Annotated in this window: 11 protein-coding genes; 7 read left to right on the forward strand and 4 right to left on the reverse strand. The window is 68.2% G+C overall.

The genetic code is table 11. From position 1 onward, the window contains the following. The first annotated feature begins 22 nt into the window (after window positions 1-22). Both N0K08_RS00090 and N0K08_RS00095 read left to right on the forward strand, forming a co-directional pair. Window positions 23-655 carry a retropepsin-like aspartic protease family protein gene (locus N0K08_RS00090; protein ID WP_261498452.1) on the forward strand — a complete coding sequence of 211 codons (633 nt, stop codon included), beginning with the start codon at window positions 23-25 and terminating at the stop codon, window positions 653-655. A 22-nt stretch (window positions 656-677) separates the two neighbouring features. Continuing rightward, entirely contained in the window at window positions 678-1,667 is a 990-nt protein-coding gene (locus N0K08_RS00095; RefSeq protein WP_261497967.1) for an HD-GYP domain-containing protein, read from the forward strand. 6 nt (window positions 1,668-1,673) lie between these two features. Here N0K08_RS00095 and plsY read toward each other — a convergent pair whose 3' ends face one another. From plsY to N0K08_RS00110, 3 genes are all read right to left on the reverse strand, one after another. After that, window positions 1,674-2,384 carry a glycerol-3-phosphate 1-O-acyltransferase PlsY gene (gene plsY, locus N0K08_RS00100; protein WP_261497968.1) on the reverse strand — a complete coding sequence of 237 codons (711 nt, stop codon included), beginning with the start codon at window positions 2,382-2,384 and terminating at the stop codon, window positions 1,674-1,676. Between the two features lie 75 nt (window positions 2,385-2,459). Beyond that, window positions 2,460-2,963 (reverse strand): Cys-tRNA(Pro) deacylase, encoded by a 504-nt coding sequence (ybaK, locus tag N0K08_RS00105; RefSeq protein ID WP_261497969.1) that lies wholly within the window; start codon window positions 2,961-2,963, stop codon window positions 2,460-2,462. Continuing rightward, entirely contained in the window at window positions 2,960-4,018 is a 1,059-nt protein-coding gene (locus N0K08_RS00110; RefSeq protein ID WP_261497970.1) for an aldo/keto reductase, read from the reverse strand. Before N0K08_RS00110 ends, ybaK begins: the two co-directional genes overlap by 4 nt. Window positions 4,019-4,147: 129 nt before the next feature. On the opposite strand from N0K08_RS00110, the gene N0K08_RS00115 reads away from it, so the two are divergent. The 5 genes from N0K08_RS00115 to N0K08_RS00135 all read left to right on the forward strand — a co-directional run bounded on the left by N0K08_RS00115 (window position 4,148) and on the right by N0K08_RS00135 (window position 11,813). Beyond that, entirely contained in the window at window positions 4,148-5,074 is a 927-nt protein-coding gene (locus N0K08_RS00115) for an alpha/beta fold hydrolase (RefSeq protein WP_261497971.1), read from the forward strand. 489 nt (window positions 5,075-5,563) lie between these two features. Further along, window positions 5,564-7,294: a type I secretion system permease/ATPase gene (locus N0K08_RS00120; RefSeq protein WP_261497972.1), complete on the forward strand. Its 1,731-nt coding sequence runs from the start codon at window positions 5,564-5,566 to the stop codon at window positions 7,292-7,294. A 31-nt stretch (window positions 7,295-7,325) separates the two neighbouring features. After that, window positions 7,326-9,038: a type I secretion system permease/ATPase gene (locus tag N0K08_RS00125; RefSeq protein WP_261497973.1), complete on the forward strand. Its 1,713-nt coding sequence runs from the start codon at window positions 7,326-7,328 to the stop codon at window positions 9,036-9,038. A gap of 71 nt (window positions 9,039-9,109) precedes the next feature. Next, the gene (locus N0K08_RS00130; RefSeq protein ID WP_261497974.1) at window positions 9,110-10,447 is read left to right on the forward strand and encodes an HlyD family type I secretion periplasmic adaptor subunit; all 1,338 of its coding nucleotides are present in this window, start codon (window positions 9,110-9,112) and stop codon (window positions 10,445-10,447) included. A 4-nt stretch (window positions 10,448-10,451) separates the two neighbouring features. After that, window positions 10,452-11,813, forward strand: a complete 1,362-nt coding sequence (locus tag N0K08_RS00135) for a TolC family outer membrane protein (RefSeq protein ID WP_261497975.1) — start codon at window positions 10,452-10,454, stop codon at window positions 11,811-11,813. A gap of 464 nt (window positions 11,814-12,277) precedes the next feature. Here the strand turns inward: N0K08_RS00135 and N0K08_RS00140 are convergent, their stop codons facing one another. Further along, window positions 12,278-14,860, reverse strand: a complete 2,583-nt coding sequence (locus N0K08_RS00140) for a penicillin acylase family protein (RefSeq protein WP_261497976.1) — start codon at window positions 14,858-14,860, stop codon at window positions 12,278-12,280. Window positions 14,861-14,946 lie beyond the last annotated feature (86 nt).

The raw sequence follows: 14,946 nt of genomic DNA on the forward strand, positions 1-14,946 counted from the left end.
ACCGTGGCTTCAGGCGTTCGTCCTGGGCCTAGGCCTGGCCCTGGGGCTGGTACAGGGGGCCCATGCGCAATCGATCGCGTTGGCCGGCATCCTGGGCAGCAAGGCCTTGCTGGTGGTCGATGGCGCGGCGCCGCGCAGTCTGGCCGCGGGTGAAAGCCTGGGCAAGGTGCGCGTGCTCAGCGTCGGGCGCGAAGACGCGGTGGTCGATGTCGGCGGCCAGCAGCAGCGACTGCGCCTGGGCGAGGCCCCCGTGCGCCTGGGATCGCGCCAGGGCGCGGGCGAGGCGGAAACCCGCCTGGTGCTGTTCGCCGACAGCCGCGGCCATTTTGTCGAGCAGGGCCAGATCAACGGTCAGTCCATGCGCTACATGGTCGACACCGGCGCGAGCACCGTGGCCATAGGCCGGACCGAAGCCGAACGCATGGGCCTGCCTTTTCTGCAAGGCGAGAGCATACAAATGGGCACGGCCAACGGCAGCACGCGCGGCTGGCGGCTGCGCCTGGATTCAGTGCGCATCGGTGGACTGGAAGTGCGCGGCGTGGAAGCCGTGGTCACGCCCCAGCCCATGCCTTACGTGCTGCTGGGCAACAGCTTTCTGGCTGAATTCCGCATGACGCGGCAAGGCGATCAGATGGTGCTGGAAAAGCGCCGCTGAAGCCGCACCGCGCCCCTTTCACATGTCCTTCGCTCCCGCCGCAGCCGCGCGCACTGCCGACGAGAAATACGAGGACCTGCGGGGCCTGTGGGCCGATCTGGAAACCGCCCTGGCGCTGCTGCTGTCCGCGCCGCTGCAAGTGCCCAATTTTTCGACCAAGCTGCGCCAGCTCGACCGCTGGCTGCAGGACCTGGTGGCCCAGGACAGCGACGCCGCCCTGTTCCTGATGTTCCAGCTCGCGGCCGACTCCACGGTCGGCTACAGCGCCTCGCATGCCCTGGTCTCGGCCACGCTGTGCCAGGTCCTGGCCCAGGAGCTTGACCTGCCGGCCCACGAGCGTCAGGCCCTGGTGGGCGCGGCCTTCACCATGAACATCGCCATGACGCAGCTGCAGGACCAGCTGGCCCTGCAGCGCGAACCGCCGAGCAGCGCCCAGCAGGCGCAGATCCTGCGCCATCCGCTGGAAAGCCAGGCGCTGCTGGTGCGGCTGTTTGTCGAAGACCCGCTGTGGCTGGAAATCGTGGCCAGCCACCACGCGCCGCCGCCGGCCGCAGCGCCGCTGGGCCAGCTGGCGCCATCCGAGCGACTGGCGCGGATTCTGGCCAGCATCGACCGCTATGCGGCCATGATCAGCCCGCGCAAGTCGCGCAGCGGGCGCAGCGCCACCGATTCGGTGCGCGCGATTGTCGGCAGCGAGATCGCCGCACAGGATGAAGTGGGCTATGCGCTGGTGCGCACCGTGGGGCTGTGCCCGCCGGGCACGCTGGTGCGACTGGACAATGGCGACATCGCCGTGGTCTTGCGGCGCAGCAGCCAGGCCCACCACCCCTTGGTCGCCCGCGTGCTCAAGGCGGGAGGCCGGCCCTACACGACACCGGCCCTGCACGACACCGCGCGCAGCGGGCCGCGCATCCAGGCGGCGCTGGCGCGTTCGGCCCTGACCCAGCACATCGCGCCCCAGACCCTGGCGCTGCTGGGCGTCTACGTGGGCCGCTCCAGCCCCGCGCACTGAATCCGCTCAGTGGCCCTTGTGCTTGCCCGCGTGCTTGCCCGTCGCGGGCTTGTCGGCCTCGGGTTTGCCCGCCACGGGAGTGCCCGCCACGGGTTTCTTCTTGCCCAGGCGCGACTCCTTGCCGGCCACCAGGCGCTGGATGTTCTCGCGGTGGCGCCAGATCAGCAGCAGGCCCATGACCACGATGGCGGCCGTGACCGGCGCTTCCGTGTACCAGAGGATGCCGCCGCACAGCACGTAGTACACCGGCGCGAACACGGCCGAGACCAGCGAAGCCAGCGAGGAATAGCGGAAAAAGAAGGCCACGATGACCCAGGTCAGCGCCGTTGCCAGGCCCAGCCAGCCGCTGATGCCCAGCAGCACGCCCAGCGCCGTGGCCACGCCCTTGCCGCCCTGAAAGCGGAAGAACACCGGATAGAGATGGCCCAGGAAGGCCGCCAGACCGACGGCGGCCAGCGTGCCGTCGCCCAGTCCGTAGGGCTGGCCGAACCACTGCACCAGCATCACGGGCAGCCAGCCCTTGAGGGCATCGAGCAGCAGGGTGGCAATGGCGGCCGGCTTGCTACCTGAACGTAGCACATTGGTCGCGCCAGGGTTGCCGCTGCCGTAGGTGCGCGGGTCGTGCAAACCCATCACGCGGCTGACGATCACGGCAAACGACAGGGAGCCGATCAGATAGGCGGCCACGGTGGCCAGGAAAGGGTAAAACGCGTTCAATTCAATTCCTTGGCCCATCCGGGCCGATATGGCAAAAAAAAGCAGGCGAGCGCCCACACTGGCGCCGCGACGGCTCTATTCTGCCAGCGCGCACTGCACTGGCTGCGCTTGCAGCAGATCCAGACATACCCGTGGATCGATTTGCACCAGAAAGCCCCGCCGCCCGCCGTTGATGGCGATGCGCGGCAGCTCCAGAATGCTTTGCTCTATGTAGACCGGCATCTGGCGGCGCGTGCCGAACGGCGAAGTGCCGCCCAGCAGATAGCCGCTGTGGCGGTTGGCCACGTCGGGCTTGCAGGGCTCGACCGACTTGGCACCGATCTGGCGCGCCAGGTTCTTGGTCGAGACCTTGCAGTCGCCGTGCATCAGCACGATCAGCGGCTTGGCGTCCTGGTCCTGCATGACCAGCGTCTTGACCACGCAATGCTCGTCCAGCCCCAGACTGGCCGCGCTGTGCGAAGTGCCGCCGTGCTCGACATATTCATAAGGATGCTCGGTGAACGCCACGCCCTGCGCGCGCAACATCTGCGTGGCGGGCGTCTCGCTCACATGGGCGCTCTTGGCGGATTTCTTGCTCATTGGCCGGGATCCCCCATTTCCCAGCGCAGCTGGTTGATTTCCGCCAGCACGGCCTTGGGCAACTGCGTGCCCCAGACCGCGCAGTCTTCCTCGAGCTGGGCCAGCGAAGTCACGCCGATGATGGTGCTGGTCACCTGCCACTTGCCATAGCAGAACGCCAGCGCCATCTGCGTCGGCGTCAGGCCATGGTCGCGCGCGAGCTGGTTGTAGCGGCGCGCGGCGACCAGCGCCTCGGGCCGGCCCCAGCGCTGCTTGCGCACCGATTCGAACGCCATCCGCGTGCCCTGGGGCGCATCCGGCCCGGTGGTGCCGCTGGCATCGTACTTGCCGCTGAGCAGGCCCACGCCCAGCGGCGAGTAGGCCAGCAGCGACACCCCCAGGCGGTGGCAGGTCTCGTCGAGCGCGTTCTCGAAGCTGCGGTTGAGCAGGCAATAGGGGTTCTGGGTACTGACCACCCGGGGCAGACCATGGGCTTCGGCCAGGCGCACGAATTCGTGCACGCCCCAAGGCGTTTCATTCGACAGGCCGATCTGGCGGATCTTGCCCTGGCGCACCAGGCCGACCAGCGCTTCGAGCTGCTCGCGGATGGGCGTCTGCGTGGTCTCCTTGGCCGGGTCGTAATAAAGGGTGCCGAAAGCCGGCACATGGCGCTCGGGCCAGTGGATTTGGTACAGGTCGATGACATCGGTCTGCAGCCGGCGCAGACTGCCCTCGCAGGAGGCGACGATGTCGGCAGCGGTCATGCCCTGGCCCGCGCGCACCCAGGGCATGCCGCGCGAAGGACCGGCCACCTTGCTGGCCAGCACGATCTTCTCGCGCATGCCCGGGTGCTTGGCGAACCAGCGGCCCAGAATGGTTTCCGTCGCGCCATACGTCTCGGCACGCGCGGGCACGGAATACATTTCGGCCGTGTCCCAGAACGTGACGCCGAGCTCGACCGCGCGGTCCAGGATGGCATGGGCCTGGGCCTCCCCCACCTGCTCGCCGAACGTCATCGTGCCCAGGCAGATGGGCGTGACCTGTAAATCGCTTTGACCTAATTGAACCTTGTGCATGCAATCTCCGTGGCTGTCTGGCAATGCCTGCCAGTTTACGGAATGCTGCGGCCCCAGCGAGGAAAAAGGCCCCCACGCTGTCCCTGCCACGACTGCGGGCGCCGCGGCCGCCCGCCATAATCGCGGCCCATGTATACCGCCCAACGCCCCAGCCGATCCGAATACCTTGCCGTGCGCGGCCTGCGCATGCATGTGCGCCGCTGGGGCCCTGCATCCACCGACAGCGCCCTGCCGCCGCTGGTGCTGGCCCATGGCTGGATGGACGTGGCCGCGTCCTACCAGTTTGTCGTCGATGCGCTGAGCGATGCCTTCATGCAGGGCCGGTCCGTCATCGCGGCCGACTGGCGCGGCTTTGGCGAAAGCCGGCCGAGCACACCCGCGGACCACTATCTGTTCGTCGACCATCTGGCCGACCTCGACGCCCTGCTGGAGCATTGCGCGCCCGGTCAGCCGGTCGATCTGGTGGGCCACAGCATGGGCGGCAATCTGGCCATGATGTATGCGGGCGCGCGCCCGGCACGCATCCGGCGCCTGGTCAACCTCGAAGGCTTCGGCATGCCGGCCACCCAGCCCAGCTCGGCGCCGGGCCGCTATGCCCAATGGATGGACGAAACGCGCCAGCTGGCCAGCGGCGCCCTGGATCTCAAAAGCTATGACAGCGTGGACGGCGTGGCCCAGCGGCTGCGCAAGACCAACCGCCGCCTGAGCCAGGACCGGGCCGACTGGCTGGCCCGCCACTGGGCCGCGCCCGACGCCGACGGACGCTGGCACATCCTGGGCGACGCAGCGCACAAGGTCACCAGCCCGCAGCTGTTCCGCCTCGATGAAATGCTGGCCCTTTATGCGGCCATCACGGCGCCGACGCTGGCCGTCGAAGCCAGCGACGACAGCCTGGGCCAATGGTGGAAAGAGCGCTACACGCTGGCGCAATACCACGAGCGGCTGACCCATGTGCGCGACTGCCGCACGGCGCGGGTCGACGATGCGGGCCACATGCTGCACCACGACCAGCCCGAGGCCGTGGCCCGGCTGATCGAGGATTTCCTGACCGCCTGACACACGGGGCGCAGACCTGCGCCTCCCGCCCTACCCGCCGCACGGCGGGGCCGCTGTATAGCGGGGCCGCTGCATGGCGCCGCTGCCCCGACCATCTTGGAACTTTCGCCGCCCGGCGGTGACATAAACACCGAGCGACCGGCACTGCCATCAGGCGGCCCACCTGATCGCGCAGGGTCATTCGACACACCTCCCTGGACATGAAGCATCTGCCCAGCCGGTGCCGCGCTTTGTCCTGAGCGCATGCAAAGTCTGGAGTGGGAGTCTTTTGCCCAGAACATAGCCAAAAACTACCCAAAATAATTTTTTGATACACAAAATATTTATGCTTTCCCTGAACCAGTTTCCCAGCTGCCATCCCGTGGATCCGTCCGCTCGGGGCGCTACAGCGTCATTGCACCTGACCGCCTTCGCCGCACACCATGCCACGGCAATGCCTGCGCGGAATGTCCATGCCCGTCCAGGCATGCCCAAGCCCGGTGGATCGCAATGACCACGCCCGCGTCTCGCTGCGAACTGCGCGCAGCCCTGACCCCGCTGAAGCCGTATTTCTTGCGCGCCGCCTGGTTCAGCCTGCTGGCCGGTCTGCTGGTGCTCGCACCCTCGGTCTACATGCTGGAGGTGTACGACCGGGTCGTGAACAGCCGCAACCACTTCACCCTGCTGATGCTCACCGTGGCCGTGCTCGGCGCCTATGCGCTGATGGAAGTGCTGGAATGGGCGCGCAGCGAAATCATGCGTGGCGCCAGCGCTGCGCTCGACGCGCAACTGGGTGAACGCGTTTTCAACGCCATCTTTGCCGCCAGGGCCCAACGCATCGCGGGCGGCAACGCCCAGCCTTTGAACGACTTCCGCGTGGTCCGCGACTTCCTGTTTTCGCCGGCGCTGCTGGCCTTGATGGAAGCGCCGATCGCCTTGGTGATGATGGTGCTGCTGTTTCTCATCAGCCCGGTGCTGGGCTGGTCGGCCGTGGTGTTTGCCCTGCTGCAGGTCACGGTCGCCTGGTGCAACGAGCGACGCACCAAGCCACCGCTGATGCAGGCCAACCGCTCGGCCATGGAAGCCCAGCAGTACGCCCAGGGCAGCTTGCGCAACGCCGAAGTCGTCGAAGGCATGGGCATGCTGCACGACATGCAGGCCCGCTGGCAGGACTTGCAGCAGACTTTTCTGTCCCTGCAGGCCCAGGCCTCCAGGAGCGCGGGCGGCTTCCAGGCACTGGGCAAGCTGCTGCAGAACATCCTGGGTTCGCTGCTGCTGGGCCTGGGCTGCTGGTTGCTGCTGCACAACCAGCTCAACGGCGGCGGTGGAATGATGATCATTGCCTCCATCCTGGGCGGGCGCATGCTGGCGCCGCTGGTGCAAATGGTGTCGCAATGGCAAAGCGTGGTCAATGTGCGCGATGCCTGGGCTCGCCTGCGGCAGCTGCTGCAAGCCGTGCCCGCACGCAGCCCCGGCATGGCCTTGCCCGCACCCCTGGGACGGCTGCAGGTCGAGCAGCTGATGGCCAGCGCACCTGGAACGCAGTCGCCCATTCTGCGCGGCATTGCACTGCAGCTGGAGCCCGGCGAAGTGCTGGCCGTGGTCGGCCCCTCGGCCAGCGGCAAGACCTGCCTGGCGCGCCTGCTGGTAGGCCTGTGGCCGGCATCGTCCGGCAAGGTACGCCTCGACGGCGCGGACATCCACGCCTGGGACAAGCAGGAGCTGGGCCCCCATCTGGGCTATCTGCCCCAGGGCGTGGAACTGCTGGAAGGCACGGTGGCCGAGAACATTGCCCGCTTTGGCCCGGTGGAGCCGGCCAAGGTCGAAGCCGCGGCGCGCGCCGTGGGACTGCATGCCTTCATTCTGGGCCTGCCCGGGGGCTACGACAGCCCCCTGGGCGAGGACGGTGCCAGGCTTTCCGGTGGCCAACGCCAGCGCATGGCCCTGGCACGCGCGCTGTATGGCGATCCGGTGCTGGTCGTGCTCGACGAGCCCAATTCCAGCCTGGATGACGCAGGCGATGCAGCTCTGTCCCAGGCAATCCGGGACGCCAGCACCCGGGGAACGACGTTCGTGGTCATCACCCACCGCACCAGCGTGCTGGGCGTGGCCCACAAGATGCTGGTGCTGCGCGACGGCCGCCAGCAGGCCTTCGGCCCGCGCGCCGAAGTGATGGCGACGCTGACCCAGGCGGCGCAGCAGGCCGCGGCGCTGCCCGCACCGCAGCCGCAGGCGGCCTGAGCCGTCCTGCATTTCACGAAAGCTCTACTTCATGACCCCCCATGCTTTCTTCCAACGCAGCGAGTTGACACAGGCGCTGTGGTCGTTTCGCCGTGAATTTGTCATGGTCGGCCTGTTCAGCATGCTGGCCAATGTGCTGCTGCTGGCCCCCACGCTGTACATGCTGCAGGTCTTCGACCGCGTCATGATCAGCCAAAGCGAGCTGACGCTGCTGCTGGTGTCGTTGATCACCCTGTTCCTGTTCATGGTGATGGCCTTTGCCGAATGGATGCGCTCCCAGGTCCTGGTGAGTACCGGCGTGCGGCTGGACAGGCTGCTGGGTTCACGGATTTTCCAGGCCAGTTTCGCCGCCCAGATCAGCCGCCAGGAACAGGGCGCAACGCGCGCCTTTGGCGATTTGCTGCAGCTGCGGCAATTCCTCACGGGCCAGGGAATTTTTGCGCTGTTCGATGCGCCGTGGACTCCGATTTACCTGGCCGTGCTGTTCGGCCTGCACCCCTTCCTGGGCGCAGTCGCCCTGTGCTTTGCGCTGGCGCAAGCGGCGCTGGCCTGGTTCGGTCACCGCAAGTCCGTGGCGCCGTCCGAAGCCGCGAGCCTGGCCGCTTCCCAGGCCGGCAACTATCTGCAAAGCAAGCTGCGCAATGCCGAAGTACTGGAACCCATGGGCATGGTGCACCACCTGCGCCCGCACTGGGCCCGCCGGCACCGCGAAGCGCTGGGCTTGCAGGGCGAGGCACAGGCCCTGACCCACCGCATCACGGCCTGGAGCAAATTCATCCGTTATTCGCAGCAATCCCTGGGACTGGCGGCCGGCGCCTTGCTGGTGATCGACGGCCAGCTTTCGCCCGGCGAAATGATTGCCGCCAATGTGCTGATGACGCGCACGCTGGCCCCCATCGACCAGTTGGTCGGCAGCTGGCGCGGCTTCATCTCGGCGCGTGCCGCATTCGGCCGCATCGAAAGCCTGCTGCGCGGCTTCCCCGCTGCCGCCCCCCGTCTGCACCGGGATGCGCCAGCAGGCGCGTTGGCGCTGCGCAATGTCAGCGCCCACGCGCCCGGCCGCGAACAGCCGCTGCTGCAGGACATCAACCTGCAGCTGCAGCCGGGCTCCGTGACGGTCATCCTGGGCCCCTCGAGCTCGGGCAAGTCGACGCTGGCGCGCTGCATGATCGGCGTCTGGCCGCCAGTGAGCGGCGACGTGCTGCTCGACGGCCGGCCGCTGGACGCCTGGGACCGCGGCACCCTCGGCCCCCATCTGGGCTACCTGCCCCAGGACATCGAACTGTTCGACGGAACGATCGCCGAAAACATTGCCCGCTTCGGCGCCGTCGACGCCGAAAAAGTCATTGCCGCGACCCGCAGCACCGGCCTGCACGAAATGATTTTGCGTTACCCCAAAGGCTACGACACGCCCATAGGCGAGGCCGGCGGGCTGCTTTCGGGCGGCCAGCGCCAGCGCGTCGCCCTGGCGCGGGCGGTCTACGGCCAGCCCAGGCTGGTGGTGCTGGACGAGCCCAACGCCAACCTGGACGACACCGGCGAAGCCGCGCTGGTGCAGGCCGTGCGCGATCTCAAGGCCGGCGGCAGCACCGTGGTGCTGGTCACCCACCGCCCCGGCATCCTGGCCGTCGCCGACCGCCTGATCACGCTGCGACACGGCGCCGTCGAGCACGAAGGCGAACGCGACGCCGTGCTGGCGGCGCTGCGCCCGGCACCCAGCGGCCCGCGGCCCTTGACGACCTGAGGCCCCGCCTCTCCCCCACCGACTGAATTGAATGAACGAGTAACACCATGGCCCTCACCTTACGACCTGACATGTCCTCCCCGGCTGCCATTGCAAGCGATGCCAGCCCCGGCACTCCGGCCCACCGCGACGATGGCGGCCGGGCCGGGCGCATAGGCCTGTGGGCCCTGGGCCTGGGCTTTGGCGGATTTCTGCTGTGGGCCGCCCTGGCGCCGCTGGACGAAGGCGTGCCCAGCCAGGGAGCGGTGGCCATAGACACCAAACGCAAGACCGTGCAGCACCTGTCCGGCGGCATCGTCCGGGAAGTGCTGGTGCGCGAAGGCGACCAGGTCCGGCAAGGCCAGTTGCTGATGCGGCTGGACGCGGCGATGACCCAGGCCAGCTATGAATCCGTGCGCCAGCGCTATCTGGGCCTGCGCGCCATGCAGGGGCGCTTGATAGCCGAGCAATCGGGTGCACCCGACATGGATGTGCACAGCGACTTGCAGGCGGCCGCGTCCGACCAGCTGATCCACCAGCAGATACAAACCCAGGAGCAGCTGATCCTGACGCGCCGCCATCTGCTGCGCGCGGACCGGCAATCCATAGAGGAGAGCATCCAGGGCCAGCAAGGCATGCTGCAGGCCTATGGCGCCATGCTGCAAAGCCGCCAAGGCCAGCGCGCTTCGCTGCTCGAGGAGCTGCAGCAACTGCGCGGACTGGTCAGCGAAGGCTATGCACCGCGCAACAAGCAGCACGAACTCGAACGCATGATCGCCGACCAGGCCACCGCCATCGCCGACCTGCAAGGCAACACCATACGCGCCCAACGCAGCATTACCGAACTGCGCCAGCGCGCGCTGTCTCGCATGCAGCAACAGCGCCAGGAAGTGCAGACCCAGTTGGCGGAAGTGGAGCGGGACGTGCTCGCCGAGCGCGATAAATTCACGGCCGTGGCCGAAGAGCTGGCCCGCCTGGAAATCCGCTCGCCCGCGGACGGCCAGGTGCTGGGCCTGCTGACGCAAACCGTCGGCGGCGTGGTCCAGCCCGGTCAAAAGCTCATGGACATCGTGCCGGGCGACGCGCCCCTGCTGCTCGAAGCCCAGGTCGCGCCCCACCTGATCGACCGCGTGCAGCAGGGCCTGCCCGTGGATGTGCGCTTCTCGTCGTTTGCCCATTCGCCCCAGTTGGTGGTGCAGGGCAAGGTGCAGTCGATATCGTCCGACCTGCTGGCCGATCCGCTGACCCAGGCCGCCCATTACTTGGCACGCGTGGAAGTCACGCCCGAAGGCCTGCAGCGCCTGGGCAAGCGCCAGTTGCAACCGGGCATGCCGGTCGAAGTGGTGTTCAAGACGGGCGAGCGCTCGCTGCTGACCTACCTGCTGCACCCCTTGACCAAGCGGATCGCTGCATCCATGACCGAGGAGTGATGCCGTGCCCCGCCTGATTCCCGCCCTGTGGCGCCGAAATGCCCTTTGCCTGCTCCCCCTCGCCCTCCTCGTCGCCGCGCCCGCCTGGGCCCTGGACCTGCGCCAGGCCTATGCCGCCGCGCTCACCCACGACGCCACCATCCGGGCCGCCCGCGCGAGCACGGCCGCGGCGCACGAACGCCTGCCCCAGGCACGCGCGCAACGCTTGCCGCAGATCAGCCTGAGCGCTGCGCGCAACTACAACGACCTGACCAGCACCACCGCCGAGTCCACGGGCCGTTCCCGGCGTTTCCACAACGATTACTACAGCGACAACCAGAGCCTGAACCTGCGCCTGCCCCTGTACCGGCCCGCCCTCGGCGCCCAGGTCCTGCAGGCCCAGGCCCAGGTCGAGGACGCCAATGCCCTGCTCGAACGCGACGAACAGGCGCTGGTCGTGCGCGTGGGCGAAGCCTACTTCGACGCCTTGCTGGCGCGCGACCAGGTGGCCCTGCTGCAGGCCCAGAAAGCCAGTCACATATCCCTGCTCGACGCCGCGCGCAAAAGCTTCGCGGTCGGCGCCGGCACCAGCACCGACATCGACGAAGCCCAGGCCCGGCTGGACCTGACCCTGGCCCAGGAACTGGAAGTGCAGCAGCACGTGGAATTCACCGAGCGCCGCCTGGAAGTGCTCACGGGCCTGAGCGCCGCAAGCCTGGCCCCGCTGGACGTGGCGCGCTTTGCGCCCCAGCCCCCGCAGCCGCGCATGGACGACTGGATCGCGCGGGCCGAGCACGCCAGCCCCGAACTGCAGGCACTGCGCGCCCAAGGCGAAGCCGCGCGCCTGGAAGTGAGCAAGGCCGAGGCCGGACACCAGCCCACCCTGGATGCGGTGGCGAGCGTGTCGCGCAGCCACAGCGACAACGTCACCAGCGTGAATACGCGCTACGCGCAAAAAACCCTGGGACTGCAGCTGAGCATTCCCCTGTATTCCGGTGGCGCGGTGAATTCCCAGGTGCGCCAGGCCCTGGCCTCGCAGGAGCGGGCAGGCGAAGCCCTGGAAAGCGCGCGGCGCGAGCTGGGCGTGCGCGTGCACCAGGAGTTTCGCTCCATGGCCGAAGGCGTGCTGCGCATCCGCGCCCTGGAGCAGGCCGTGCGTTCGGCGCAGCAGGCGCTGCTGTCCAACCAGAAGTCCCTCCAGGCCGGCAGCCGCACCACGCTGGACGTGCTCCAGGCCGAACAGCAAAAAACCACGGCCTTGCGCGACCTGGCCCAGGCCCGCTACCGCTACCTGCTGGCCCAGCTGCGCCTGCAGTCCCTGGCCGGCGATGACCGCCAGGAAAGCATCCAGCAAGCGAATGCCTGGCTGAGGACAAGCATTCCCTGAGCAAGACAGGGCAGTCAAGCCTTTGTGAGGGATTCCGAAACACCTTCTTTGACGAGACTCACTTCATTCACGCCCCAAAGAAGCTATCCCGCTCCCCAACCCTTGTGGATGCGCCTGCCGCGCGCAGGGCGCGGGCTGGCCGAAGTGCCGAAGGACACGAAGGCTTCGTGATCTGACTCACCGCGGTTGTTCGAGCGGAGCGTCGGAGGCGCCTAGCCGCAGGCGCGCAGCGAGTTCCGCGGTGCAGCCCGCGACCGAGCACGGCAGGTTGCCCTGAGCGCCAGCGAAGGGACGCAGGAACCAGGGTCGCCTTTCTTTTGGGTACTTTTCTTTGGCGAAGCAAAGAAAAGTACCTCGGCCGCCGGGCCGAGACCCGGCCCCTGCCCATGACAACGGCATGCCGTTAAAAATGCGGCACAAGCCCTCTGTCCCCTGGAGCTTGCCCAAGCGCGAGAACAGATATCTCAAGGCGCGGGCTCCAGCACCAGCTGGTGCTGCCAGCGCGCCGGCGCGCGCTGCAAAGGCCGGTACTGGCCCGCGGCCCAGGCCTGGCGCATGTCGGCATAGCGCGGCGAAAACACATTGCCGCTTTGCCCGGTCTGAAAAATGAAGCGCGAATTCTCCAGATCGGCCAGGTCGTACAGCCCGCGCATCGACGGTGCATGCCGGCTCGCGAAGGCCCCACCCTTGACGTCGCCCGCGTTGTACTGGCCCACGTTGACCGTGTAGCCGTCGCCGGGCGAAGGCACGCGCACGTCGAAAAACCGGGCCAGCGCGGCCACGTTGCCGAACGGCCGGTGGCTGCTCACCGCGGAATGGGCCAGTCCCCAGCGCCACCGCGCGGGCTGGGCGCCGTAGGCCGCCTGCAGGCGATCGAGCGCGCGCGTCAGGGCCTGCGCTGACTGCTGCGTGCAATCCAGGGGCGCGCACCACCAGGCATCATCGCGCGCCAGAATGCCTTCGACGGCGGCGCGAAAATCGCGCTTGCCGTAAGTCGCGGCAAAGCGCTGCTCGCCTATGCGCGGCACGATCACCGCGCGCGCCAGCTCATCGGCCCAGGCGGCAAAAATCAGCGGCGCCGGCTGCTGCGCGTCCATGCGGCCGTCAAAGTCCTGCAGCAACTGCCGCACCTGCGCCGCTTGCGGGTGCCGCGTCTGCTGCGCGGCGTCGCGCAGCGCGGGCAGCAGGCGCAGCGTGGCCAGCGAGGTCACATCGCTCTGGATGGCGGCCATGCTGTCCATATCGTGCAGCGGCCGGGCTTCGAGCAGTTGCGCAATGCGCTCGTAGCGGTAAGGCAAGACCCAGTCCTGGGTCAGAAAGTGCGCATAGCCCGGCGCCGACACGCGCTGGTTGGCGGTGGCAATCCAGCCGCGGGCCTGGCCGTCATCCTGCGGCGTCTGCGCATAGGGCAGCCAGCCCTGCCAGTCGTAGCGCGCCAGCCAACCCGGGGCCGGCGCCACGCCGCGCAAGTCGTTGTCGGCGCCCCGCAGCGGCACCCGGCCCGCGGCCTTGAAGCCGATGTTGCCGTCCACATCGGCCACCACAATGCTTTGCATGGGCGAGTGGTAGTGGCTGAAGGCCTGCAGCATTTCGGGCAGGGTCTGCGCCTGGTTGGCCAGCAGGCCGGCCAAGACCGTCTGGTTGTCGGCATCGAGCGCGCTCCAGCGCAGCGCCAACACGTATTTGCGCAGGTCCAGCAGTTGGCCGTGACTGGCCTGGACGTCGCTGAGCACCGGGCCGTGGCGCGTGGCACGCAGGCGCAGATGCAGGTCCGCCTGGCCTTTGACGCGAATGACTTCCTCGCGCAGCGCAAACGGCGCCCAGCCGTCCGGCGTGCGGTACAGCGTGGGGTCCTGCGGATGGATTTGTTCCAGGTACAGGTCTTGCACGTCGGGGCCGGTATTGGTAAAGCCCCAGGCCACGCGCGCCGTGCGGCCCAGCACCACGAACGGCAGACCGGGCAGGGTCGCGCCTATGGCATCGATGGCGCCCGACGTCCGGTGGCCCGGCGCCCGGATGCCCGTCGCCCGGATGCCCGGCGCCTGCAGGTGCGCGTAGTACCAGATGGCCGGCGCACTCAGCCCCAGGTGCGGATCGTTGGCCAGCAAGGGCTTGCCGCTGGCGCTGCGTCGCCCGGCCACGACCCAGTTGTTGCTGCCTTTGCCGTCATTGCTGCCCGCCTCCTGGGCCAGGGCCTGGGCCCAATCGGTGCGCGCCTGATCGACCAGGGCCGCCAGCCGCTGCCCACCCTGTACAGGCGCTTGCGCGGCCGGGCCCGGGTCCGGGACAGGGGTCGGGACCGCATCTTCCTGCGCATAGACGCCCAACCCGCGGTACAGCGCCGCCAGATCAGTGGCCGTGGCCGGTTGCTCGCCAGGATAAGCCGGCATCAGCTGCCACAGGCGCTCGGTAGCTATGCCGCGCAGCAGCGACAGGCGCGCGAACTCGTTGCCCCAGTTGCCGCCCAGGTCCAGCGCCATCATCAGCGCCCAGCCCACGCTGTCCGAGGCCGACCAGGGCGAGCCGTCCTGCCCGCCTTCACGGCCCGGCGTCACGCCCAGCAGTGCGAATTCCGGCGTCAGCGCCTGGGAGCGCTGTGCATAAAAAGCCGCGATGCCGCTGCTGTAGGCCTGCAATGCTTCGCGCGCCTGCGGCGGCAGACCCGCGTACTGGCGCTGGGCCGCGCCGCGGATGTCGAGCGCGCGCATCAGCTTGTCGGTCTCCAGCGTGGCCGGGCCCAGCACTTCGGACAGCGTGCCGTGCATCACCCGGCGGTTGAACTCCAGCTGCCAGCCGCGCTCCTGCGCATGCACATAGCCCACGGCGCGCCACAGGTCCCGCGGCGACTGGGCCGCGATGTGCGTCACATCGGCCGCGTCACGGCGCACCTGCACCGTCTGCTCCAGGCCCGCCACGCCCAGCTTCCCGTCAAGCTGTACCTGGGTGCGCAAGGCATAGACCGCCAGCGCACTGCCCGCCAACAGGGCCAGCCCCACCAGCGCCGCAGCGCCCCCGCCCAGCGCTTTCGCCCCGCTCCATCGACCCATTGCTGTCTCCTGTTGTTCGGCTTATAGATGTTTGTAACTTGCGTGCGATGACACCACAGTCCCGCCTGCCCCACAATCGGAGATAT

The organism is Acidovorax bellezanensis (assembly GCF_025421555.1).
Classification (GTDB): Bacteria; Pseudomonadota; Gammaproteobacteria; order Burkholderiales; family Burkholderiaceae_C; genus Comamonas; species Comamonas bellezanensis.

Excerpts from the sequence above, each read along its gene's own strand:
- N0K08_RS00095 (WP_261497967.1), top strand. The coding sequence starts at position 678 with ATGTCCTTCGCTCCCGCCGCAGCCGCGCGCACTGCCGACGAGAAATAC.
- ybaK (WP_261497969.1), bottom strand. The coding sequence starts at position 2,963 with ATGAGCAAGAAATCCGCCAAGAGCGCCCATGTGAGCGAGACGCCCGCC.
- N0K08_RS00110 (WP_261497970.1), bottom strand. The coding sequence starts at position 4,018 with ATGCACAAGGTTCAATTAGGTCAAAGCGATTTACAGGTCACGCCCATC.
- N0K08_RS00115 (WP_261497971.1), top strand. The coding sequence starts at position 4,148 with ATGTATACCGCCCAACGCCCCAGCCGATCCGAATACCTTGCCGTGCGC.
- N0K08_RS00120 (WP_261497972.1), top strand. The coding sequence starts at position 5,564 with ATGACCACGCCCGCGTCTCGCTGCGAACTGCGCGCAGCCCTGACCCCG.
- N0K08_RS00125 (WP_261497973.1), top strand. The coding sequence starts at position 7,326 with ATGACCCCCCATGCTTTCTTCCAACGCAGCGAGTTGACACAGGCGCTG.
- N0K08_RS00130 (WP_261497974.1), top strand. The coding sequence starts at position 9,110 with ATGTCCTCCCCGGCTGCCATTGCAAGCGATGCCAGCCCCGGCACTCCG.
- N0K08_RS00140 (WP_261497976.1), bottom strand. The coding sequence starts at position 14,860 with ATGGGTCGATGGAGCGGGGCGAAAGCGCTGGGCGGGGGCGCTGCGGCG.